This is a genomic window from Rhodopseudomonas sp. G2_2311 (assembly GCF_047501505.1).
Lineage (GTDB): Bacteria > Pseudomonadota > Alphaproteobacteria > Rhizobiales > Xanthobacteraceae > Rhodopseudomonas > Rhodopseudomonas palustris_H.
Genome location: NZ_JAZDRK010000012.1, coordinates 2,954 through 25,045, shown reverse-complemented (window position 1 = coordinate 25,045; position 22,092 = coordinate 2,954). Strand labels below are relative to the sequence as shown.

16 protein-coding genes and 1 tRNA gene are annotated in these 22,092 nt (G+C 65.1%); 6 read left to right on the top strand and 11 right to left on the bottom strand.

The genetic code is table 11. The features are described from left to right. Positions 1–159: 159 nt before the first annotated feature. A complete protein-coding gene (locus tag VRZ08_RS16075) occupies positions 160–1,395 on the bottom strand; it encodes an MFS transporter (RefSeq protein WP_414533173.1) in 1,236 nt (411 codons plus the stop codon). Between the two features lie 271 nt (positions 1,396–1,666). Here VRZ08_RS16075 and VRZ08_RS16070 point away from each other — a divergent pair, with 271 nt between their 5' ends. Together VRZ08_RS16070 and VRZ08_RS16065 are read left to right on the top strand one after the other, a co-directional pair. Beyond that, positions 1,667–3,040: an MATE family efflux transporter gene (locus VRZ08_RS16070; protein WP_414533172.1), complete on the top strand. Its 1,374-nt coding sequence runs from the start codon at positions 1,667–1,669 to the stop codon at positions 3,038–3,040. A gap of 131 nt (positions 3,041–3,171) precedes the next feature. Then, a complete protein-coding gene (locus VRZ08_RS16065; protein WP_107354866.1) occupies positions 3,172–3,615 on the top strand; it encodes a DUF2147 domain-containing protein in 444 nt (147 codons plus the stop codon). On the opposite strand, the gene VRZ08_RS16060 is transcribed toward VRZ08_RS16065, so the two are convergent. The 3 genes from VRZ08_RS16060 to VRZ08_RS16050 all read right to left on the bottom strand — a co-directional run bounded on the left by VRZ08_RS16060 (position 3,612) and on the right by VRZ08_RS16050 (position 5,211). After that, positions 3,612–4,775 (bottom strand): DUF3095 domain-containing protein, encoded by a 1,164-nt coding sequence (locus VRZ08_RS16060; RefSeq protein WP_414533171.1) that lies wholly within the window; start codon positions 4,773–4,775, stop codon positions 3,612–3,614. The genes VRZ08_RS16065 and VRZ08_RS16060 overlap by 4 nt on opposite strands. Before the next feature lie 71 nt (positions 4,776–4,846). Beyond that, positions 4,847–4,981: a hypothetical protein gene (locus VRZ08_RS16055; protein ID WP_013503510.1), complete on the bottom strand. Its 135-nt coding sequence runs from the start codon at positions 4,979–4,981 to the stop codon at positions 4,847–4,849. A 153-nt stretch (positions 4,982–5,134) separates the two neighbouring features. Continuing rightward, positions 5,135–5,211, bottom strand: a tRNA-Met gene (locus VRZ08_RS16050). A 288-nt stretch (positions 5,212–5,499) separates the two neighbouring features. On the opposite strand from VRZ08_RS16050, the gene VRZ08_RS16045 reads away from it, so the two are divergent. Both VRZ08_RS16045 and VRZ08_RS16040 read left to right on the top strand, forming a co-directional pair. Next, the gene (locus VRZ08_RS16045; RefSeq protein WP_414533170.1) at positions 5,500–6,933 is read left to right on the top strand and encodes a coniferyl aldehyde dehydrogenase; all 1,434 of its coding nucleotides are present in this window, start codon (positions 5,500–5,502) and stop codon (positions 6,931–6,933) included. A gap of 70 nt (positions 6,934–7,003) precedes the next feature. Then, positions 7,004–8,608, top strand: coding sequence for a GMC family oxidoreductase (locus VRZ08_RS16040; RefSeq protein WP_414533169.1), 1,605 nt, complete (start codon positions 7,004–7,006; stop codon positions 8,606–8,608). 153 nt (positions 8,609–8,761) lie between these two features. Here the strand turns inward: VRZ08_RS16040 and VRZ08_RS16035 are convergent, their stop codons facing one another. After that, positions 8,762–12,886 carry an autotransporter-associated beta strand repeat-containing protein gene (locus VRZ08_RS16035; protein WP_414533250.1) on the bottom strand — a complete coding sequence of 1,375 codons (4,125 nt, stop codon included), beginning with the start codon at positions 12,884–12,886 and terminating at the stop codon, positions 8,762–8,764. 492 nt (positions 12,887–13,378) lie between these two features. Next, complete coding sequence (locus tag VRZ08_RS16030) at positions 13,379–14,140, bottom strand: SDR family NAD(P)-dependent oxidoreductase (protein WP_414533168.1); 762 nt, start codon at positions 14,138–14,140, stop codon at positions 13,379–13,381. Positions 14,141–14,248: 108 nt separating this feature from the next. Between VRZ08_RS16030 and VRZ08_RS16025 the strand changes: the two genes are divergently transcribed. After that, positions 14,249–15,031, top strand: coding sequence for an SDR family oxidoreductase (locus tag VRZ08_RS16025; RefSeq protein WP_414533167.1), 783 nt, complete (start codon positions 14,249–14,251; stop codon positions 15,029–15,031). A 47-nt stretch (positions 15,032–15,078) separates the two neighbouring features. On the opposite strand, the gene VRZ08_RS16020 is transcribed toward VRZ08_RS16025, so the two are convergent. After that, positions 15,079–15,705, bottom strand: coding sequence for a response regulator transcription factor (locus VRZ08_RS16020; RefSeq protein WP_107354860.1), 627 nt, complete (start codon positions 15,703–15,705; stop codon positions 15,079–15,081). A gap of 426 nt (positions 15,706–16,131) precedes the next feature. Here VRZ08_RS16020 and VRZ08_RS16015 point away from each other — a divergent pair, with 426 nt between their 5' ends. Then, a complete protein-coding gene (locus VRZ08_RS16015) occupies positions 16,132–18,723 on the top strand; it encodes an ATP-binding protein (protein ID WP_414533166.1) in 2,592 nt (863 codons plus the stop codon). Between the two features lie 33 nt (positions 18,724–18,756). Here the strand turns inward: VRZ08_RS16015 and VRZ08_RS16010 are convergent, their stop codons facing one another. The 4 genes from VRZ08_RS16010 to VRZ08_RS15995 all read right to left on the bottom strand — a co-directional run bounded on the left by VRZ08_RS16010 (position 18,757) and on the right by VRZ08_RS15995 (position 21,962). Beyond that, positions 18,757–20,007, bottom strand: coding sequence for an EAL domain-containing protein (locus VRZ08_RS16010; protein ID WP_414533165.1), 1,251 nt, complete (start codon positions 20,005–20,007; stop codon positions 18,757–18,759). 229 nt (positions 20,008–20,236) lie between these two features. Continuing rightward, positions 20,237–20,551: a hypothetical protein gene (locus VRZ08_RS16005; protein ID WP_011157236.1), complete on the bottom strand. Its 315-nt coding sequence runs from the start codon at positions 20,549–20,551 to the stop codon at positions 20,237–20,239. Between the two features lie 11 nt (positions 20,552–20,562). After that, positions 20,563–21,438 carry a CheR family methyltransferase gene (locus tag VRZ08_RS16000; RefSeq protein ID WP_107354857.1) on the bottom strand — a complete coding sequence of 292 codons (876 nt, stop codon included), beginning with the start codon at positions 21,436–21,438 and terminating at the stop codon, positions 20,563–20,565. Between the two features lie 53 nt (positions 21,439–21,491). Further along, entirely contained in the window at positions 21,492–21,962 is a 471-nt protein-coding gene (locus VRZ08_RS15995; protein ID WP_174270123.1) for a chemotaxis protein CheW, read from the bottom strand. Positions 21,963–22,092: the final 130 nt, after the last annotated feature.

The following is a 22,092-nucleotide window of genomic DNA, read 5'->3' as shown; positions in this document are numbered from 1 at the left end:
ACCCTTATAAAAGGTTCCCCGGCTGGACCCAATATCTATTCTAACTTGCAACAGCATGTCGCAACGGCTCGGCCGAAGCGAATACCGTTGCAACATGAACAGCCTACCGCCAGCGTCCGATCGTACCGTTGAGGCTCGATCGGCCCTTCCCGCTCCGGGTCAGGCGGTTGCGGGGACCACCAATTCGTCCCGGCGGCGCGGCGGCCGGACGTTCATCAGCATCTGGGCACAACCGGCGATCAGGCCGATCAGCACCGCGGCCTGCCAGGCGCGATCATAGCTGCCGAGATGGTCGTAGATCACGCCGCCACCCCAGGCCCCGAGGAACGAGCCGACCTGGTGGCTGAGGAAGGCGATGCCGGTCAGCGTCGCCATGTAGCGCAGCCCGAACAGCTGGGCGACGAGGCCGTTCACCAGCGGGATCACCCCGAGCCACAGCGATCCCATGATCGCGGCGAAAACGATCGTCGAGGTCGCCGACGCCGGGAGATAGAAATATGCCGCCACCGTCAGTGACCGCACGATGTAGATGCCACCGAGCAAGTACTGCTTCGGAAACCTGCCGCCGAGCCAGCCGAACGCATAAGAGCCGAACACGTTGAACAGCCCGATCACCGCCAGCGCCGAGGCGCCGAGCGACGGATCGAGGCCGCAGATCGCCAGATAGTTCGGCAGATGAGTCGTGATGAACACGAGCTGCAGACCGCAGACGAAGAATGCGATCGCCATCACCAGGAAGCCGGAATGGCCGAGCGCGGTCTGCACCACCTCGCCGGCCGACTGCTGCACGTCGTCCGACTTGTCGATGTCGAGCTTGTCGGCACGGCCGGCGAACAGCGCCGACGGCAGCATCGCCGCGGCGAGGCCGAGAAAGCCGATCAGCGCCATCTGCCAGCCGGCGGTCGAGATCAGCGTCTGCGCCAACGGCGAAGCCAGCACCAGGCCAAGCGACCCGGCAGCCGAGACCGCCCCCATCGCGACGCTGCGCTTGGCCGGCGACACCGTGCGCGAGGTCACCGTCATTGTCATGCTGGAGGCGGTACACGACAGCGCAATGCCGACGCAGACGCCGCAGCCGAGCGTGAACATCAAGGCCGAGTCGGCGACCATCATGAGAACGAGACCGGCCGCATAGACCACGACGCCACCGGCCATCACCCAGCGGGTGCCATAGCGATCGGCGATCAGTCCCACCATCGGCTGCGTGACGCCCCAGATGATGTTCTGCAGTGCTGTCGCGAAGGAGAAGTCGGCGCTGGTGATGCCGACGTCGCGGATCACCGAGGGCTGAAACAGCCCGAAGCTCTGACGCATGCCCATCGCCAGGCTGAGCAGCACCGACGCGCCGATCAGGATCGACCAGCGCTGAAACGCGCTGAGCTGAGCTGCCTTCATAGGCGGTTCCTCTCCCGGAGAATATTTATCCTTCTTCATGCCCTGGTTTGGGAGATTTGACCATCCATCCCAGCGGTATTCTGGTTCTGCGCCAAATGCAGGGGTGCCGCGGCCAGGCCGCCGCTCCGGAGCCCTGCACGAAACGCCGTCGCTCCCGCGTACCCTGCAATGCCCCGCCGCTTGTGCCGGACAGCACCTTCCGCTTATTGTATGTTAATCATCATACAAAAGACCGCCGTCAATCGCGAGGCGGCATCCGGGGAGCGACCGCATGACCATCGAGGCACCAGCCAACACGCCACTGTCCGCTCCACCACCGAACCGGCTGCTGACCGCCCCGATCCTGCCGACACTGGTGCGGCTCGCCATCCCCAACACCATCGCGATGCTCGGCACGGCGTTGGTGGCTGTGGCCGAGACCTCCTATATCGGCCGGCTCGGCACCGAACCTCTGGCGGCGATCGCTTTGGTGTTTCCGTTCGCGATGCTGACGCAGATGATGTCGGCCGGCGCCATGGGCGGCGGCGTCTCATCAGCGATCAGCCGCGCCCTCGGCGCCGGTGATACCCAACGCGCCGGCGTGCTGGCGCTCCATGCGATCCTGATCGGGATCGGCGGCGGGCTGCTGTTCACGCTGGTGATGCAGCTGTTCGGCCGATCACTGTTCGCACTGCTCGGCGGCCGCGGCGAGGTGCTGGAGCAGGCCTGCAGCTACTCGGTCGTCCTGTTTTCAGGCGCCGTATCGATCTGGCTGGTGAATACCCTCGCCTCGATCCTGCGCGGCACCGGCGACATGGTCCTGCCGGCAGGTGCCCTGCTGGGCGTCGCGGCTTTGCAGGTGGTGATCGGCGGCGCGCTCGGCCTTGGTCTGTTCGGAATGCCGCGGCTCGGCATGCCTGGCGTCGCCTCCGGCCAAGCAATCGCTTTCACGATCGGCGCGCTGTTCCTGCTGATCTATCTCGCCAGCGGCCGCAGTCGGCTGCGGCTGCAATTGCGCGCATTCAGCTTCCAACGTCCGATCTTCGTCGACATCCTGAAGGTCGGCGCGCTCGCCTGTCTCGCGCCGCTGCAGTCGGTGTTGACGATCCTGATCTTTACCAAGGTGCTGGCGAGCTACGGCACCACCACGCTCGCCGGCTATGGCATCGGCTCGCGCTTGGAATTCCTGCTGATCCCGATCGCTTTCGCGGTCGGCGTTGCCTCGATCCCGATGGTCGGGATGGCGATCGGCGCCGGTGATATCGCCCGGGCGCGGCGGGTGGCGTGGACGGCCGGGATCGTATCCGCTCTGATCGTCGGGCTGGTCGGTGTCGTGCTGGCGATCTGGCCGGCGCTCTGGGTGTCGCTGTTCACCGCAGACCCGGCCGTCACCGACGCTGCGCATACGTACTTCCGCCTCGCCGGCCCGGGCTTCGGATTCTTCGGCCTCGGCGTGACGCTGTATTTCGCCAGCCAGGGCGCCGCCAAGGTTGGCGGACCGGTGCTCGCCGCGACGGGGAGACTGGTGCTGGTGGCCCTCGGCGGATGGGCGCTGGTCGCCTTCGGGGCGCCGGCATCGGCGATGTTCGCAATGGTGGCGCTGGCGATGGTGGTGTACGGCCTCGGCAGCGCCGCCGCGATCTACCTGACACGCTGGGTCAAATGAATCGGAATTATCCCCAGCGTGCAGCAAGGGTCACACGATTGCACGAATCGGACGCTCTGCTATCCAACCGCCCGCCGCACTGCTTCTGAATGCTGTTCGCGGCTCCCGCGAGTATCGTTTGGAGGTATGGAATGGCCGTTCGGTCCGGTTTCGTCGCTGCTGCCCTGGTTGCCCTGGTGTCGCTGTCCCCCGCAGGGGCGATCGCCCAATCGGCCGGGCCGCAGGGCACCTGGTTGACTCAGGCCGGCGACGCCAAGGTCCGGATCAAGAGCTGCGGCAACGCGCTGTGCGGGAGCATCGTCTGGCTGAAGACGCCGATCGATCCGAACACCGGCAAGCCCCAGGTCGACGACAAGAACGCCGATCCGCAGCTCGCGTCGCGGCCGATCATCGGCCTGCAGATCTTCGGCGACATGCGCCCGGTGTCGCAGGGCAAATGGAGCGGCCACATCTACAATGCCGACGACGGCAAGACCTATGAGAGCAGCATCTCGCACACCGGCCCGAGCAGCCTGCGGGTCGAAGGCTGCGTCGGCACCCTGTGCGGCGGCGAAACCTGGACGCTGACGCGCTAAGCGACCGCCTGTTCGGGCCTCGCCTTCAAAGCCAGCGCGGCGGACGCATAGCCGCCGCCCGCGCCGTCGATGAAGTGGACATGATCGCTACGCGCCACCGACGGCGTAAAACACGTCACCATCGCCGACTGTTGCCGCGATACGCCGTAACGCGCGACGCCCGCAGCCGCCGCCGTAGCGAGCTTCTGCTCCAACGTGTCGGCGAGCTCCGGCGCGCAGTCGACCACCATGCGCAGTCCGTCGTCGTATTTACGGAAGTCTGAGTTCTCGACCAGCTCGGACAGATAACGCCGCGGCACGAAGCCGCGCACGGTGATGCCTAAGCGGATGATCAAGTAGCTGAACAGAGTCCGGATCAGCAGGCCGGCGCGGCGCAGCGTCAGCGGTCCGCTGCGTTCGGCGTGCGCTTCGAGATCGAGGCCCTGCGGCGGCCAGCGCAATCCCGGTCCCTCGTGGGGCACCGGCCTGCCCGCCTCCGGGCTGCGCTCGACCATCGTCACGATATCTTCGATCAGGCTACGATACGCCGCCCCATCGGCCTGCGCCGTCGGCATGATCAGCACCGACAGAATCACGCCGCGCCGGGCCGGCATTTCTTCGAACCGGCACGACAGACCGGAGAGGTCCGGCGCGGTGCCGGGCGGCGCCGGCGGAATCGAAAACTCGCCGCGCTTCATCGCGGCTTCCGCCCAGCCGAGACCGCCACCGGCGAACATCGCGTAGCTGACGTGCGGCGATGGCGCGAAACGGGCGACGCGAACCTCGAGCCCCTTGGCGCGGATCGCCGCGACCGGCACCAGCGCGATCCGCATCGTCAGGCCGAGTTCGTCGCGCACCCAGGCAGCGGTCGCGGCCAGCGCATCGCGGGCGGCGGCCAGATCAGCCGGTGCCACCGCAAAGCCGGCGCCATCGCCGCCAAACACGAACGGGAATTCGCGCTCTTGTAGCGCGTTGGTCACCGCAGCAATCACGGCCGCGCCAGCCATGTTGACCGACTTGTAGCGCCGCTCTGCGATCGCGCGGGTCGAATCGACGATGTCGGCGACGCCGACGGTCCAATCGTCCGGCAGCGGTGCGTAGAGGGCAGGATCCATCAGGCTGCGGAAGCCGCGAAACACCGCGACACTCTGGTAGAACCCGCCGCTATCGCCCGCGCTCATGCCGCCCGGCCCTCCTCGATTGATGCTGATGAGTTACGTCCGCAAACCCGATCGGTTGCGAACGGCCGAGGTCAGTCGCTGCCCGAGCACAGGCCAAGCGCAGCCGTGATCGTCCCGCGCGCACAGCGCGTCAGCGTGATGTCCGAATACAGGCCATAGGCGAACACAGCCAAAGCCAACAGAAAGATGATGCCGAGCGATTTCACGGTCGATGTCCAAGCCGCCGCGGACGTCGCAAGCCCAATGCTCACCGCCGGCGGCCGATGTTGCACCTGTTAGATCAGATCGCCGGGTAACGAAACAACCGTGCAGCCCAAACGAAAAACGCCGCCAGATCCTGTGGACCTGACGGCGTAACTTGGTTGCGGGGATAGGATTTGAACCTATGACCTTCAGGTTATGAGCCTGACGAGCTACCGGGCTGCTCCACCCCGCGTTAAACCTTTGCGCGGCTTTCAGAAAACCGATGACCATCAACGCCCAAAGGCGCTGATCGATCCTCCCGGAGGCTTCCTGAGAAGGTGCCCGGGGCGAATGCCCGGGGCGCGAGGGGTGTCTACCAATACCGGGGGGATTTGCAAAGCCCCAAGGGCGGATTTGGGAGAAGATTTTCAAGATTATATGACGAACGGAACCAGGTGTGGTTGCCGGAATCCTCTTCCCCTGCGAGAATTTGGCAAAATCAGCCCGTAACCAAGCAATTGGGCATCGCAGGGAGCGAAAGATGGACCAGCCGGTCGGCGGTTTCGGGGGCAATGCGCTCCACGACAGCTTTCATCGCATGTTAGAGATTTCCCGTGCTGCGCCGCCGCCGACGCTGGAGCAGCGTCAGGACCGGCTCGCGCGGCTGCGGGCGCTGATCAAGGACAACGAGAAACGATTCGAGCAGGCGATCTCTGCCGATTTCGGTCACCGCAGCTCGACCGAGACGCTGATCGCCGAGACGCTCAGCCTGCTCGGCGACATCAAGCACACCTCGCGGCATCTCAAGCGCTGGATGGCCCCGCGCAAGGTGTTGACCCAGCTTCAATTTCTGCCCGGCAAGAACCGGCTGCTGCCGCAGCCGCTCGGCGTGGTCGGGGTGATTGCGCCATGGAATTATCCGCTGCAGCTCACCGTCGCGCCGGCGATCGGCGCGATCGCCGCCGGCAACCGGGTGATGATCAAGCCGAGCGAGCTGTCGCCGCACTTCACGGCGCTGCTGCAGGAGACCGTCGCGGCCAAGTTCGATGCCAGCGAGATGATGGTGACGGGAATCGAGCCCGGCGTCGCCGAGGCGTTCGCGCGGCTGCCGTTCGATCATCTGATGTTCACCGGCTCGACCCGGGTCGGCCGCATCGTCGCGGCGGAGGCGGGTAAGAACCTCACCCCGGTCACGCTCGAACTCGGCGGCAAGTCGCCGACGATCGTCGACCGCTCCGCCAATCTCGACGAGGTGGCACCGCGGATCGCCTATGCCAAGCTGATGAACGCCGGCCAGACCTGCATCGCGCCGGACTACGTGCTGGCGCCGCAGGACCGGGTCGAAGCGCTCGCCGGCAAGATCTGGGGCGCGATGCAGCAGATGTGGGGCACAGACCCAGCCAATCCGGACTACACCTCGATCATCGCCGAGCATCACTATGCGCGGCTGAAGAGCCTGGTCGACGACGCGGTCACGCACGGCGCGCGGCTGCTGCAGCCGGCGTCCGCGGATGATGCGGCGTGGGCCGGCAAGCGCAAATTCCCGCCGACCCTCGTGCTCGGCGCCACGCCCGAGATGAAGATCATGCAGGAGGAGATCTTCGGTCCGCTGCTGCCGATCCTCGGCTATGGCGAGCCGACCGAGCCGATCGATTTCATCAACGGCCGCGACCGGCCATTGGCGCTGTATTGGTTCGGCACCGATGAAGCCGCGCGCGACCAGGTGCTGGAGCGGACCGTCTCGGGCGGCGTCACCATCAACGACTGCCTGGTGCATTTCGCCCAAGCCAATCAGCCGATGGGCGGCGTCGGCGCCTCGGGCACCGGCGCCTATCACGGCGAATGGGGCTTCAACACCTTCACCAAGCTGAAGCCGATCTTCTATCGCTCGCCCTACAACCGCTTCGCCGATCTGTATCCGCCCTACGGCGGCAAGATCGCGCGGCTGTCGAAGGTACTGCGCCTGATGTCGTAGCAAAAAACGACCCGCACGGCCGAAGAAGCCGGCGGCAGCAAACAAAACAACATCGCGGAGGGAAACGCGCATGAGCGAAACAGTGGATTTCGTCGTGGTCGGCGGCGGCTCGGGTGGCTGCGCCGTCGCCGGGCGGCTGTCGGAAGATGCCGGCACGTCGGTGGCTCTGCTCGAAGCCGGCGGCACAGCCGACAACTGGGTGGTGAAGACACCCTATGCGCTGTCGCTGATGGTGCCGAGCAAGCTCAACAACTGGCACTTCGAGACGGTGCCGCAGCCCGGCCTCAACGGCCGCGTCGGCTATCAGCCGCGCGGCAAAGGGCTAGGCGGTTCGTCGGCGATCAATGCCATGGTCTACATCCGCGGCCACAAATGGGACTACGATCATTGGGCCGAACTCGGCAACGCCGGCTGGTCCTACGCCGACGTGCTGCCCTACTTCAAACGCTCGGAGAACAACTCCGACTTCAACGGCGCTTATCACGGCCAGAGCGGACCGTTGCACGTCAACAAGCTGCGGACCGACAATCCGGCACACGAGATCTTCCTGCAGGCGGCGCGCGAGGCGCAATTCCGCATCCGCGACGATTTCAACGGCGAAGAGCAGGAAGGCCTCGGCCTGTATCAGCTCACCCAACACAATGGCGAGCGCTGGAGCGCGGCACGGGCCTATGTGCATCCGCATATCGGCACGCGCCGTAATCTCCGTGTCGAGACCGAGGCGCAGGCGACCCGGATCCTGATCGAAGGCGGACGCGCGGTCGGCGTCGCCTATCGGCAGAACGACCAGATCCGCGAGATTCGCGCGCGCCGCGAAGTCATCCTCGCGTCCGGTGCGTTTCAGTCGCCGCAGTTGCTGATGCTGTCCGGCATCGGCGATGCCGCCGCGCTGAAGGCGCACGGCATCGACGTGGTGCACCATCTGCCGGGCGTCGGCCAGAACCTGCAGGATCACCCGGACTTCATCTTCGCCTATCAGTCGGACAGCCCATATTTCACCGGCACCAGCTTCACCGGCATCGCGCGCCTGCTGTCGACGATCGGTCAGTATCGCCGCGAGGGACGCGGGCCGTTGACCACCAATTTCGCCGAATGCGGCGGCTTCCTGAAGACCCGGCCCGACCTCGACGTGCCGGACATCCAGCTGCACTTCGGCATGGCGATGGTCGACGATCACGGCCGCAAGCGACACTGGGGCACGGGCTTCTCCTGCCATTTCTGCCTGCTGCGTCCGAAGAGCCTCGGCAGCGTCGGGCTGAGCAGCGCCGATCCCTTGGCACCGCCGCGGATCGATCCGAATTTCTTCGGCGATCCGGACGACCTCGAAACCATGGTAGCGGGCTACAAGACCACGCAGCGGCTGATGGAGACGCCAGCGCTACGCGCGCTGCAGCAGAAGGATCTGTTCACCGCCGACATCCGCACCGACGACGACATCCGCGCCATTCTGCGCGCCCGCGTCGACACCGTGTATCACCCGGTCGGCACCTGCAAGATGGGCAGCGATCCGACGGCGGTGGTCGATCCCCGCCTCAAGGTCCATGGCATCGGGGCCTTGCGCATCGTCGACGCCTCGGTGATGCCGACGTTGATCGGCGGCAACACCAACGCCCCAACCATCATGATCGGCGAGAAGGCCGCGGACATGATCAAGGAAGAGATGCGGGCGAACTGACGTCGTCCGCGTCACGTCAAGCCGACGCTTCCGGACGCACCGCAAGGTGCGCCGGAGCGACCGTCTTTGGATTCAGCCCCTCTGCCCGATGAGGTGCACGTCGCGCATCAGACTTCGTGCGCGCACTCGCTTGGGGCGGCTCCGTGCGCGATGTCACCACTGGTAGCTGACGAGCGCGCGGCCGGCGTAGCTCTCGGCGTGCTTCCAGAACTCACCGTCGAATGCCGCCGAGACGGCCCAGCCGCGACCAAGCCCCAGGCTGGCTCCCAGCGAAACCTGGACAGAATCGCCGGGCAGCGCCGCGCCATACACGTTGAACTGCGCGGCCGGGATTTGCCGCAACGTGGCGGCCGCCTGCCAATCCGTGTTCCAGCCGTGAGCCCAGGCGGCCCGCGCTTTCAGCGCCAGCGGCCGCCCATCGATGAAGACCTCGTCGTCGAAGCGAGCCCCGAGTTCGCTGCGCGTCACGGTCGACTGGCGCCCGGCGTAGTCGAGCGCGAACACACTCGTGCCCGTCTCGCCAAAGGCCGGCAGGAACATTGTGGTGGTCTGCAGCGCCGCATAAGGCGTGACGCCGATGCCGCTGACCTGGAGGCGCTGACCGCCCTCGACACGCGCCGTCAGAGCCTGCGGATGCGTCCGGGCGCGCAGCGCCTCCCCGCCGGCAACCGTCACCGTCCGATCGACAGTGGCGTCCTGCCACACATAGCCGAGCGCCGCCGCCAGATATGACGGGCCGAACTGATAGCGACCGTAGAGCGCGGCATTGAAATTGTCTGAGCTGCCGGAGCCGAGGCCTTGCGCGAGGCTGAAGCTCGAACCGGAGCCGCCCAGCGCGAAACCGACGCGGGCCCGCGCCGACAGCTGATAGCTTGCGCCGGCGGCAGCACCGGCAACTCGGCTGGTGGTGTCGTGCGAGCCGGTGGACGCATCGCCTCCGACGCGCAGCGTGCCGCCGTAGCCCCCGCCCCAGACGCTCCAGCGCGACGCCGAGGCGGCCGCGGGAGGCAGCGCCGCGCACGCGTCGCGCGGTCCGGCTTGGGACCCAGGCGCCGCGCACTCCCGCCCAGCGGAGCCGTCCGTCGGGTCGAGCGCGTTGCTGAACACGCTGCGCATGAACAGATCGGCCGAGCCGAACAACGACTGCTGCAGCGCGGCTCCGGCTTCGCCGGACGCCTGGCTCAGCCCGTCCGGCCTCAAAGTGCCCAGCGTGGTCGGGATTCCACCGGCGACGTTGAACGAATTGACCAGCGCACCAGCGACCTGCTGTTGATTGCGGCTCAACCCATTGCCGTAGTCCGGCGCAGTAGGAGGAACGAACGCCAGCATCAGATCGAGGTAGGCATTGTTGGCATCGTAGGCCAGCGCCGATCTGAAGTTGGCAGGCAGATTGGTGTCGACAAGCGCACCGAATGTGCCGGCGACACCGCCGCCCGCATTGACGATGGTGTAGCGCTTGGAGATGTAACTCCCGGTCGCGTAGCTCGCCTGCACGGTGCCGGCGAGTGTGGCACGCCCCGTGACGTTGGTGCGATCCGACGCCGTCGGCGACACCTCGACCGCATAGCTCGAGCCGGCCGCGAGGGTCAGATCGCCATTGACCGTCAGGGTTCCGATCGAATTGCCGGGCGCCAGCGTCCCGCCTGATGCAATCGTCGTCGAACCGACGCTGCCTGAGCCGCCGAGCCGGCCGCCGCTCGCCGCCGTTACCGCCGAAGCGATCGACCCGTTCACCGACAATGTGCCGGCATTGACCGTGGTCGGCCCGGTGTAATCATTGGTGCCGGAGAGAATGAGGTTTCCGGTCCCCTGCTTGGTCAGCCCCCCGGTCCCCGACATCGTTCCGGAGAAATTCGTCGAGCTGTTGTCCGCCCCCGCCGTGAGCAGCGCCGCACCGAGCGCGACCGATCCAGCTCCCGCCAACGAACCAATGGTCTGATTGAAGCCGCCGAGATCGAGAGTGGTCCCTGCAGCGACCGTCGCCGAGGTGGTCGCCGACAGCATGTTGCTGTTCGCCAGCTGCAGTGTGCCGGCGTTGATGATAGTGCCGCCCGAATAGGAAGTGGGACCGCTCAAGATCAGCTTACCGTCGCCATTCTTTTGGATGATCCCTGCGGTGTCCCCGTCGGAGACAGCGCCCGTAATGGTCTGGGTGGTGCCAGTCCGGATGTTGAAAATAGATGTGCCACTGATGACGAAATTGTTGGCAAGGGTGTAGTCCTGGATGCCGAACGCCAACGTCGCGCCCTGCGTCATCTTCACATCGCCGACGCCCAAGGCGCTGTTGTTGCCGACCGTGACAGTGCCACGGCTGATCGTCGTTCCACCAGTGTAGGTGTTGGCGCCCGCCATTGACAAATTGCCTGATCCCAGTTGAGCGACCGAGCCGGTGCCGGAGATCAAACCGGAGAAGGTGAGAGCATTGGAGCGATTGAACGCCAAGGTTCCGTTGTTAGTGACGTTGTTGGCGATACTTCCGGTGGTGCCACCGTCGCCGATCTGCAGCGTGCCATTCGAAATGGTTGTGCCGCCCGTGTAGGTGCTGGCGCCCGTGAGGACCGTGGTCCCTGGACCGAGCTGGCTCACACTTCCCCAACCCGAGATGACGCCGCCGAACGTGTAGGCATCCGAACGATTGAACCACAGCTCGCTGTTGTTGCTCACCTGGCCAGTGATCGATCCGGCCGTACCGCCATCGCCGATCTGCAGCACACCTAACGAAATAGAGGTGAGGCCTGTGTAAGTGTTGGTTCCAGTCAGGATGGTTATGCCGTCGCCGAACTTGCGTACTCCCCCCACGCCAGAGATAGCGCCATCGAACGTGTAGCGACCAGCGCGGTTGAACATCAGCGAGCCGTTATTGATGACGTCGCCGGTGATCGATCCGGTGGAGCCGCCGCTGCCGATCTGTAGTATTCCACTCGAGATGGTGGTGCCACCGCTGTAGGTGTTGGTGCCGGTCAGGATAACCGTTCCGGTCCCCGCTTTGCTCACTCCCCCCGTGCCGGAGATGGCGCCACCGAAGACGTACGTACCTGAGCGCTTGAACACCAGCGAAGCGTTATTGATGACATCTCCGGCAATCGATCCCGTGTTACTTCCGTTGCCGAGCTGTAGTGTGCCTGCCGAGATGGTGGTGCCGCCCGTGTAGCTGTTGATGCCGCTGAGCGTCAGCACGCCAGAGCCCGTCTTTGTGACGGAGCCCGCTCCTGTGATCATCTGGTCGAGGATCGAGTTGGCCGACTGTGCGAACGTGAGGGTGGTGCTGCTGGTCGCGAGACCGATCGCTCCGATAAGACCCGCCCCCGCGTTCATGAACGTCAGCGTATTGTCGCCGCCCGTGAATGTAATCGAGTTCGCTTGCGTCCTGCCATCGCCGGCGACGCCGCCCTGAATCGACCTTGAGTTGATAATGGTCAGACCCGAGCCGACGATCCCGGCGCCGCCCGCGCCAACCGCCCCCGCCACCCCGGCGGTGCCCGTACCGGCGCCTGGTGCGCCTGCGACGCCACCATTGCCACCTTTGATGGTACCGCCGTTGGTGACCGTCGCCCCAGGTGAGGTCAATAGAAGGCCGATCCCGCCGTCTCCGCCCGCGCCGCCGTTGCCGTTTGCTGCAGCCGCAGATCCTCCGGCACCGCCAGCGCCGCCGGCACCGCCTTGAATCGTCACGTTGAAATTGGTGAAGGAACTGCTGTCCGAAAAGACGAAACCGACGCCCCCGGAGCCGCCGCCGCCGCCGCCGCCCCCGGACGAGCCTGAATCTGTGCCTGCCCCGCCGTTGCCGCCTTTGCCCCCATTTTGGCCGGTGGAATTTGCGCTATTTGTGTAGGGGGCATTGACCTCGCCGCCATTGTTGCCGCCGGCGCCTCCTCCACCTCCGCTGGGAGAGGCCGCCGTCGTGCCATCGCCGCCGTCTTGACCCGGCGTGTTGCCGCCCGCGGCACCTCCGACACTGGCTGTGTTGCCGCTGGAGCCACCGCTCCCGCCGCCGGCCGCACCACCGCCGCCGCCGCCAGATCCCGCGGTCGTGCTCGGTCCCGAGTTGCCACCGCTCGCCCCGCCATAGCCAGAGCCGCCGATCCCGCCGGCGGCAGAGGGGTCGCCGCCTTTTCCGCCGGCACCGCCGTCGGCCATCGCCGGGACTGTCAGGGTCGTGACGACTGTGATCGCGCGCAACAGCGCCCCACTCAGCGCCGCAATGCTCCTTGCACCGATCCGACTGCCGTCCACCAGCAGCGCCTTGATGTCAGCCGACCTTCTTCGCTTGTACGCCACCAAATTCCCACTCCACCGACCTCGTAAAACTACTAGGTCGCGGTGGCGCGAAGCGGAAGCAATCGCCGGTAAAAAGGTTCAGTCGTTGCAAGCAAGATACAATTGCGGTTGCACCGAACGACGATCGGCACCCACAATGTACTTCACAGTAAAGACCCGATTGCAGTGACCCGAGCCATCATATCAAATGATACCGTCGCACATCGCTCTCTGATGCGCGCCTGACGCCTACTGAACGATGCGATCAAAAGATCGCTCGTGATGCCGAAGCCTTGAATACCGCCGCGGCGCGCTTGCGTCATCTCGACGAGACGCGCTGGATTGTCGCGGTCGCGAGTCGCGATGCAGCGAGAGGCTCCCCACGGCTTGATGTCGCCGACGTGCGGACAGACGACGGTGCCGGGCTTGCATCGTCATTCCGCGAAGCGCGCAGCGCGATCCCGGCATGACGAACGAGACACCGAGAAAGAGAGCGCGCTGCGAAAGAATCGCCTAGCCCAGCAAGAACCCGCCATCCACCGTCACCACGCTGCCAGTCATGTAGCGCGAGGCGTTGGAGGCGAGCAGCAGGATGGCGCCGTCGAGGTCGGACTCGTGGCCGACGCGGCGTTGCGGGATGCTCTTGAGCAGCTTCTCGCCGGCCGGCGTCGACCACAGTTCACGATTGATATCGGTGTCGATGTAGCCCGGCGCCAGCGCGTTGACACGGATGCGCGAGCTGGCGAGCTCCAGCGCCATCGCCTTGGTGGCCTGGATGATGCCGGCCTTGGAGATCGCGTAAGGCGAGACGAATTTCAGCACGCTCTGGCCGAGCACCGAGGCGATGTTGACGATGTTGCCGCCCTGCTGGCGTGCGATCATCCGGCGCGCGACTTCGGTGGCCAGGAAGTAAGCGCCTTTCAGATTGGCGCCGATCACCTTGTCCCAATCCGCCTCGCTGGTGTCGACCGCAAGCTTCTCGGTGGCGACGCCGGCATTGTTGATCAGCACGGTAATCGGGCCGAGCGCGGCCTCGGCCTGATCGAGCGCCGCGGCCATCCCGCCGAGATCGGTGACATCCATGCGCACCGCGACGGCGCGGCCGCCGCCGTTCTTGATCTCCTGTTCTAGGCTTTGCAGCTTGTCGATCTGTCGCGCAGCCAGCACGATCGCCGCGCCGCGCGCGGCGAGCACGCGCGCGAATTGCCGCCCCAGCCCCTGCGATGCGCCGGTGACCAGAATGACTTCGTTGCTGACGTCGAACAGTTGATCCATGCCGCGTTTCCCGTTGATGCGTTATGCGTTGCCCTCCCCTTACCATGCCGGAGCGGGATGGCTAGAGTGCCGGCCGCATCGACACCGCCATGCATCCGGGAGTGAAACGTGGATCTGGGAATCAAGGGCCGCCGCGCGCTGGTGTGCGCATCGAGCAAGGGACTGGGCCGCGGCTGCGCTGCGGCGCTCGCCGCCGAAGGCGTGCATGTGACGATGACTGCACGCGGCGCCGAAGCGCTGGCGCAGGCTGCAGCGGAGCTGCGCAAGGCCTATCCCGATGTCGAGATCATCGAGGTCGCCGGCGACATCACCACACCGGACGGCCGCGCCGCCGCGCTGGCGGCCTGTCCGGAGCCGGACATCCTGATCAACAATGCCGGCGGCCCGCCGCCCGGCGATTTCCGTAACTGGACCCGCGACGACTGGATCAAGGCGCTCGACGCCAACATGCTGACGCCGATCGAGCTGATCAAGGCGACGGTCGACAAGATGATCGAACGGAAGTTCGGCCGCATCGTCAACATCACCTCGGCTGCCGTGAAGGCACCGATCGATGTGCTCGGCCTGTCGAACGGCGCGCGCTCAGGCCTGACCGGTTTCGTCGCCGGCCTGTCGCGCAAGACCGTCCGCCACAACGTGACCATCAACGCGCTGCTGCCCGGCCCGTTCGACACCGATCGGCTGCGCGGCGTCGCGGCCGGCCAGGCCAAGGCGTCCGGCAAGCCGGCAGAGCAGATCCTGGAAGCGCGGAAGAACGAAAACCCGGCAGGACGCTTCGGCACGCCGGACGAATTCGGCGCCGCCTGTGCATTCCTCTGCAGCGTCCACGCCGGCTACATCACCGGCCAGAACCTGCTGCTCGACGGCGGCGCGTTCCCCGGCACGATGTAACGGCCGCCCGACAACGAAGACCGGCGGGGGTGCCGCCGGTCTTCGGCTTACTTCGGCGCCGTCATCACGATGCGCACCAGATCGGTGGCATTGCGCGCACCGAGCTTCTTCATGATATTGGCGCGGTGATACTCGATCGTACGCGGGCTGATCCCGAGCTGGCGGCCGGCTTCCTTGTTGGTATTGCCGGACGAAAACAGCTCGAGCACTTCGCGCTCGCGCAGCGTCAGCGGCTCCTTGCCGGGGAAATTGTAGGACGGCGCCTTACTGGCTTGACCGGCATCGCGCCGTCGCGAGAAGGCCTCGATCGCCTCCTCCACCCGTGACACGATCTCCTTGCCGCGGAACGGCTTCTCGATGAAGTCGAGGGCGCCGTTCTTGATGGCGTTGACGGCCATCGCGATGTCGCCTTTGCCCGAGATCATGAAGATCGGCGCCGGGTAATCCTCAGCGTGCAGTTCCGCCAGGATGTCGAGACCCGACCGGCCGGGAATGTGAACGTCGAGCAGGATGCAAGCCGGGCTGCGGTTACGCGCCACCGCAAGCAATGATTCACCATCGGCAAAGCAGATCACCTGATAGCCCGCCGCCGAGAGCACGATCGACAGTGTCTCGCGCACCGCCGGATCGTCATCGACAACGAAGACTTCTCCTCCCGATGCTTGTTCGTTCATTACACGACCTCCCGGTAAAACCATGAATGGAACGTACTGTTCAATTGCAGCCCGTAATTCTACGGGGAACCAAGTTAACGCGAAGACAGCACCAAACCGTTATGGTGATCTCAGAAACGTGCGAGGTCGCCGGTGTTATCTGCTTCCACCCCTACTAAGTAAGCGCCCGCCTCGAGCGTCGCCCACAACACACTCATCTAGTACGAACCAACCGACCGGGAGTTTCCCGATATCCTCGATTAGAACTTAAGTTCCCGAATATCATTATGAACCGGATTCGAGCAAGCAAGCGCTATCAAAACGGCGAAGGCCGCGGGGATAAACTCCGGCCGGCACCGTTGCTGCGCTGCTTCCATCAAGACGCCATCGGCGCGCGACGGGGCCCCGCTCCGGCCGCGGATCATTGACCGGGAGCCCGTTCGTCCGATGCTGCCGCCGACCCGCCCGAACCTGAAGCGATCGCTGGTGGCCCTCCGCGTCACGACGATCGTGCTGATCGCCACCATCGTCGGCACCAACCTGATCTTCCTCGGCAACCTGCGCGAAAGCACGCTGCAGACGGCGGAGACCAATCTGGAGCGGTACACGCTGACGCTTGCCGAAGAGGCCGATCGGTCGTTCAAGTCGATGGACCTGCTGCTTTCCAGCATTCGTGATTATGTCAGCCGCGCCGGCGTGACCGACAGCGCCTCCTACCGACGGCTGATGTCGCAGCAGAGCGTGTATTCGCTGCTCAGCGAGAAGATCACAGGGATGCCGCAGGTCGACGCCGTCACCATGATCGACGAGACCGGCAAGCTGATCAATTTCTCGCGCTACTGGCCGATTCCCAACGTCGACATCTCCGATCGCGACTACTTCCGGGCCCTCAGCAGCGATCCGGCGCTGACCTCGTTCGTCAGCGCTCCCACCCGGAACCGCGGTTCCGGAACCTGGAACATCTACCTTGCGCATCGTCTGAACGATGCCAGCGGCGGTTTCATCGGCCTGCTGCTCGGTGCGATTTCGGTGCAGTATTTCGAGAATTTCTTCGCCGCCACCTCCCCGGGGACCGGCACCGAAATCTCCTTGATGCGATCCGATGGCACGCTGCTGGTCAACTATCCCCACTCCGACCGGCTCGGCACCGTCGTGACCGACGCCGGCCGCCTGGCCTTGGCCGCAGGGGGACGCCAGCGGGAGGCTGCGGGGCCGAACAAACGTCTTCGTGTGACGCGGATGCTGCCGAACTACCCGGTCGTGGTCCGTGTCACGCAACCGGAGGACAGCGCACTGCAGAGCTGGCAGGACATGGCCGCGCTGATGATCGCGATGTCGGTGATCAGCGCACTGGTCATCATCACCGGCAGCGTTGCGATCGCGCGCTGGTGGGGTAAGCAGCATCTCTATGCCGAGGCGGCCGAGGCGGCGAGCGCGGCCAAATCCAGCTTCGTGGCGATGATGAGCCATGAGATCCGCACGCCGATGAACGCCGTGATCGGGCTTGCCACCAACCTGCTGGAGACGCGTCTCGACGCCGAGCAGCGCCAGGCGGTCACCAGCATTCATGATGCCGGCGACAACCTCCTGCAAATCCTCGACGACATCCTCGACTTCTCCAAGCTCGAAGCCGGCCGGCTCAGCCTGGAGCCGATCCCATTCGCACCGCGCAGCATCGTCGACAACACGCTCAGCGTGATCGGACCGCGCGCGGTCGCCAAGGGCCTGGTGATCCGTCAGGAAACCCGCGGCGATATCCCCGAGGCACTGACCGGCGACGCCGGCCGTATCCGGCAGGTGCTGCTCAACCTGATTTCAAACGCGGTGAAATTCACGACCGCCGGCCGGATCACCATTACAACCGAGTGCATCTCGCGCGACGCCACGAACGCGCGGATGCGCTGGATCGTCACCGACACCGGCATCGGGATCGCGCCCGACAAGATCGACTCGCTGTTCAAGGATTTCGTCCAGGCCGACAGTTCGATCAGTCGGCGGTTCGGCGGATCCGGACTTGGTCTTGCGATCAGCAAGCGCCTGATCGAGCAGATGGGCGGCAAGATCGGCGTGACCTCCACGCCGGGGAGCGGCTCCGAATTCCACTTCTCGCTGACGCTGCCGATTGCCGACGATGCGGCGCCGCCGGAGCAGGACGACCAGGCCGTCTATGCTCAATTCCGTGCGCGGATCGAGGCTGCAGGCCGGCCGCTGCGGGTGCTGGTAGTTGACGACAATCCGACCAACCGAGCGATCGCAGCGCAGATGCTGGGCGAGTTCTGGGTCCAGACCAATACGGCCTGCGACGGCACCGAGGCGGTGACCGCCGCGACCCGGTTCGGCTATGACGTGGTGCTGATGGACGTGCGGATGCCCGAAATGGACGGGCTCGATGCCACCCGCGCGATCCGCTCACACGGCGGCGCGCTCGCCAATGTCCCGATCATCGCCTTCACCGCCAATGCTTTCGCCGAAGACGCCGCCGCCTGCCGCAACGCCGGCATGAACGACCATGTCGCCAAGCCGGTTCGCAAGAAGGCGCTGATCGAAGCGATCCTGCGCGCGCTGCCGCCGCTGCCTGCTGCGGAGTCTCCTCGCCTCGTACCCGCCCCGGCGCCGCTCGCTCCGCCGCCGGGCGATAACGCCGAGCAGACTGCGGCGCCGTCGGACCTCGGCGGCGCGGGGCAGCTCTATGTCGGCCGCCAGGCGTTCGGCCATCTGGTCGAGGAGATCGGCGAGGATGCGACGCTGGCGGTGCTGTCGGTGTTCGCACGCGACACCGAAGCCAGGATCGCGCTGTTCGACAGCCTCGACATCGCCAGTGAGCGCCGCCGGATCGAACGCGAGGCACATTCGCTCAAGAGCGCGGCGGCCACCTTCGGGCTCGACACACTGTCTGGGCTGGCGCGCGAACTCGAGCACGCCGCACCGCATCTGACGCAAGCCGAATACGTGGCGATAACCAGGCAGATCAAAGCGGCGTTCAGCGCAGCGCGCCGCGTGGCGGCAGACGACAATCAACTGGTGGAACTGGCGGGCTGACGCTGGATCGAGATGCGCGGGAGGCTTGAGTGCTCAAGCCTCCCGCTGCAGCGGCACAACGGCCGCCCGCGTTGCCGGAGGCCGCGCCATCCAGCCGCGATACCACTCGACGAAAGCATCCTGGCGCAGCGCACGCGAGAACTCGAAGCCCTGGCCGATATCACAGCCGAGCGCATCGAGCGCATGCCAGGTCGCGGCATCCTCGATGCCTTCGGCCACGACCTTCATGTTGTACTGATGCGCGATCGCGACGGAAGACGACACGATCTTCCACATGTCAGCGTCGGTCAGGCAGTCCTTGACGAAGGAGCGATCGATCTTCAGCTCGCTGAACGGCATTCGCGCCAGCGCCGACAGCGACGAATAGCCGGTGCCGAAATCGTCCATCGAGATGCCGATGCCCTTGAGGCGAAGCCGCAGCAGCACGTCCATGGCACGGCCGACATCAGCCATTGCGGTGGTCTCGGTGACCTCGATCATCAGCGACCGCGCCGGCACGCCGATCTCGGCGAGCAGGCACTCGACCTCCTCCGGCAGCGAGGTGTCGGACAGCAGTGAGGCCGACAGATTGACCGCCACGACGAATTTCGGCTCCGTCGGAAGGAACGCGGCCGCGAACGTCATCGAGTCGCGCAGCATCCGCAGCGTCATCGTCTTGATCAGCCCGCCCTGTTCGGCGAGCGGAATGAAGACATCCGGGCCAACCGGACCGAACGCTGCGCTGTCCCAGCGCGCCAGCGCTTCGCAGCCGGTCACCTTGCCGGTGGAAAGATCGATCTTCGGCTGAAACGCGGCATAGACTTCACCATCGTCGAGACCGCGGCGAAGATCTTCAACCGTGATGTCGGACAGCCGCGCATCCACTCCGCGCCGCGACGCCGCGGCTTCCTGGAACGGCGCTAGCGCACCGCGCAGCAGCGCCAGATCGATCGGCTTCGGCAGCGAAATGGTGTCGAGCATCCCGACGGCGTGGGCCATCCTCACCGTGGCATTGAGGATGCGCTCTTCGCATCCGCTGATGACGATGATCCGACGCGGCTTGGCCTCGGTCTCCGCGATCAGCCGCAGCAGTTCGATGCCGTCGTGATCGCCGAGCGACAGATCGATCGTGATGTAGTCGAACCGGCCGGTCGCGAGACGCGCGGCCGCTTCATGATAGGACGAGGCAAAATGCGGGCGGTAACCGAGCTTGGTGCAGACACCGCTGACGATCGCCCCCTGAACCGGATCATCGTCGACGACGAGAACATCGATCGCCGGATTATGGTTGGTTGGATCTAGCATCGCCGTGCTCTCTGTCAGAGCTCCTTGAACGCGTCGCTTATCGTCTGCGCGTTTTCCTCTGCGATCCGGCTGACGTAGTCAGGAACGAACTGACTTCCGCCAACCAGAGCGCGAAATGATCCTACCACTCGACCGTTGAAAGAAGCGTTTGCAGAACCAAGACCCGCGTCACCTTCGGATAATCGGTTAGCAGTTCCCTGCCGAATTTGACGCAATTTGTCATTCAGGCTCAGGCCATCCGGTCGTCGCGGCTGGAAGGTTTGACGCTCTTGTTGCGGGTGCTGAGAAAGCGAACGTCGATCTCCGAGCCGTTGACCCGGATCAGTTCGCAGCGACGATAGGCGAGACCGGTCGAGGACAGGAGAAGGAAGAATTCCTTCAGGTTGAGGCCTTCGATCGATCCTTCGAGCTCGAGTTCGGCATCGACGCTCGACACCGCCTTGAGAACGCAGTTGCGCCGCCAAGTGCCGTCGATGCCCATGATCCAGACGTTGTAGCCACGCCCGAAGGACACCCGTTCCGGCCCGCCGCTCTCGGACGCCACTTCGTCCTCCTTTATCGCCCCGTCAGGGCACTCGTCTTCAAGCCGCCAAGCGCGAGCCCCGGAGCCGTCGAGGCGGCAGAACTGTTCGGCAGGTACACACCGCGCCGCTTCGGACAGATCCGGTAGGAGTCGGTGAGACCGACCACGGTCTCGGCGGCGCCGAGAAACAGGTAGCCGTCCGGCTCGTTGACCTTCATCAGCCGGTTGAAGATATCAGATTTTGTCGCCTGATCGAAATAGATCAGCACGTTGCGGCAGAAGATCACGTCGAATTTGCCGAGAGCCGTGAAGTCCTGCAACAGATTGAACAGACGGTACTGCACCATCGAGCGCACGTCGGCATTGAGCTGCCACATCGTACCGACCTGCTTGAAGTACTTCACCAAGAGCTGGATCGGCAGGCCGCGCTGCACTTCGAACTGGGTGTAGAGGCCGGCCTTGGACTTCTCCAGCACTTCCGGCGACAGGTCGGTGGCGACGATCTCGATCCGCCAGCCGGCGAGTTCAGCGGCCTTCTCCTTCAGCAGCATCGCCAACGAATACGGCTCCTGGCCGGTCGACGACGCCGCGCACCAGATCCGCAGCGACTTGCGACCCGCGCGCGCCTTGATCAGTTCGGGGATGACGCTGTCCTTGAAGTGATCGAACGGCGTCTTGTCGCGGAAGAAGAACGTCTCGTTCGTGGTCATCGCTTCGACCACGTCGTTGATCAGCGAGTCCGATCCGGCCTTCATCTTCTGCACCAGATCGGTGATGCCCGGCACACCCGCCTTGCGGGCGAGCGGCAGCAACCGGCTCTCGAGCAGGTACTTCTTGTCAGCCGACAACACCAGGCCGGAACGGTCCTTGAGCAGCTTTTGCAGGTACTCGTAATCGAGCGGTGTCATGCGTTCCTTCCCGGGAGAATTCGAGGGCGGTGAGCTGGGTTCGGTGCGCTAGGTCAAGCAGCCATACGTTGAGTTGCGATTTCGAGCACTTTGTCGACGTCGAGGACGACCATGAGCTGTCCGTCGAGGCGGTGGACGCCGTTGGCGAAGGAGGCCATGCGGGGATCGAGGTTGACCGGGTTGGTCTCACGGCCCTCGTCCGGCAGGGTCAGCACTTCGCCGATGGAGTCGATCAGAAGGCCATAGGATTCGCCGCGCAGGTCGACACCCATCGCCATCGGCGGCTTGCCGTCCTGGTTCTTGGGCAGGCCGAGACGGGCCCGCATGTCGATCGCGGTGACGATCCGGCCGCGCAGGTTGAGAACGCCGGCGACATCGTCGGGCGCCAGCGGTACGCGGGTCAGCCGTTCCGGCATGAACACGTCCTGCACCCGGCTGATCGGCAAACCGAACAGCTGGCCGCCGATCATCGCGGTGGCGAACTGGGTGGTGTTGCCGCTGATCGCGTCGATGGTGCGGCTCATCGCGGGTGTCCTTCCTGGTCTCGCTCATGCCGCCTGCTCCAGCACTTCGGGCGTCGCATGCATCGTGGTCTGCTCCTTCAGCGCCGCGATCAGGCCGGGCCGGTCGAACTTGGCGATGTAGTCGGTCAGA

Excerpts from the sequence above, each read along its gene's own strand:
- VRZ08_RS16045 (WP_414533170.1), top strand. The coding sequence starts at position 5,500 with ATGGACCAGCCGGTCGGCGGTTTCGGGGGCAATGCGCTCCACGACAGC.
- VRZ08_RS16070 (WP_414533172.1), top strand. The coding sequence starts at position 1,667 with ATGACCATCGAGGCACCAGCCAACACGCCACTGTCCGCTCCACCACCG.
- VRZ08_RS16020 (WP_107354860.1), bottom strand. The coding sequence starts at position 15,705 with ATGAACGAACAAGCATCGGGAGGAGAAGTCTTCGTTGTCGATGACGAT.
- VRZ08_RS16015 (WP_414533166.1), top strand. The coding sequence starts at position 16,132 with ATGCTGCCGCCGACCCGCCCGAACCTGAAGCGATCGCTGGTGGCCCTC.
- VRZ08_RS16065 (WP_107354866.1), top strand. The coding sequence starts at position 3,172 with ATGGCCGTTCGGTCCGGTTTCGTCGCTGCTGCCCTGGTTGCCCTGGTG.
- VRZ08_RS16000 (WP_107354857.1), bottom strand. The coding sequence starts at position 21,438 with ATGACACCGCTCGATTACGAGTACCTGCAAAAGCTGCTCAAGGACCGT.
- VRZ08_RS16030 (WP_414533168.1), bottom strand. The coding sequence starts at position 14,140 with ATGGATCAACTGTTCGACGTCAGCAACGAAGTCATTCTGGTCACCGGC.
- VRZ08_RS16075 (WP_414533173.1), bottom strand. The coding sequence starts at position 1,395 with ATGAAGGCAGCTCAGCTCAGCGCGTTTCAGCGCTGGTCGATCCTGATC.
- VRZ08_RS16010 (WP_414533165.1), bottom strand. The coding sequence starts at position 20,007 with ATGCTAGATCCAACCAACCATAATCCGGCGATCGATGTTCTCGTCGTC.
- VRZ08_RS16040 (WP_414533169.1), top strand. The coding sequence starts at position 7,004 with ATGAGCGAAACAGTGGATTTCGTCGTGGTCGGCGGCGGCTCGGGTGGC.
- VRZ08_RS15995 (WP_174270123.1), bottom strand. The coding sequence starts at position 21,962 with ATGAGCCGCACCATCGACGCGATCAGCGGCAACACCACCCAGTTCGCC.
- VRZ08_RS16060 (WP_414533171.1), bottom strand. The coding sequence starts at position 4,775 with ATGAGCGCGGGCGATAGCGGCGGGTTCTACCAGAGTGTCGCGGTGTTT.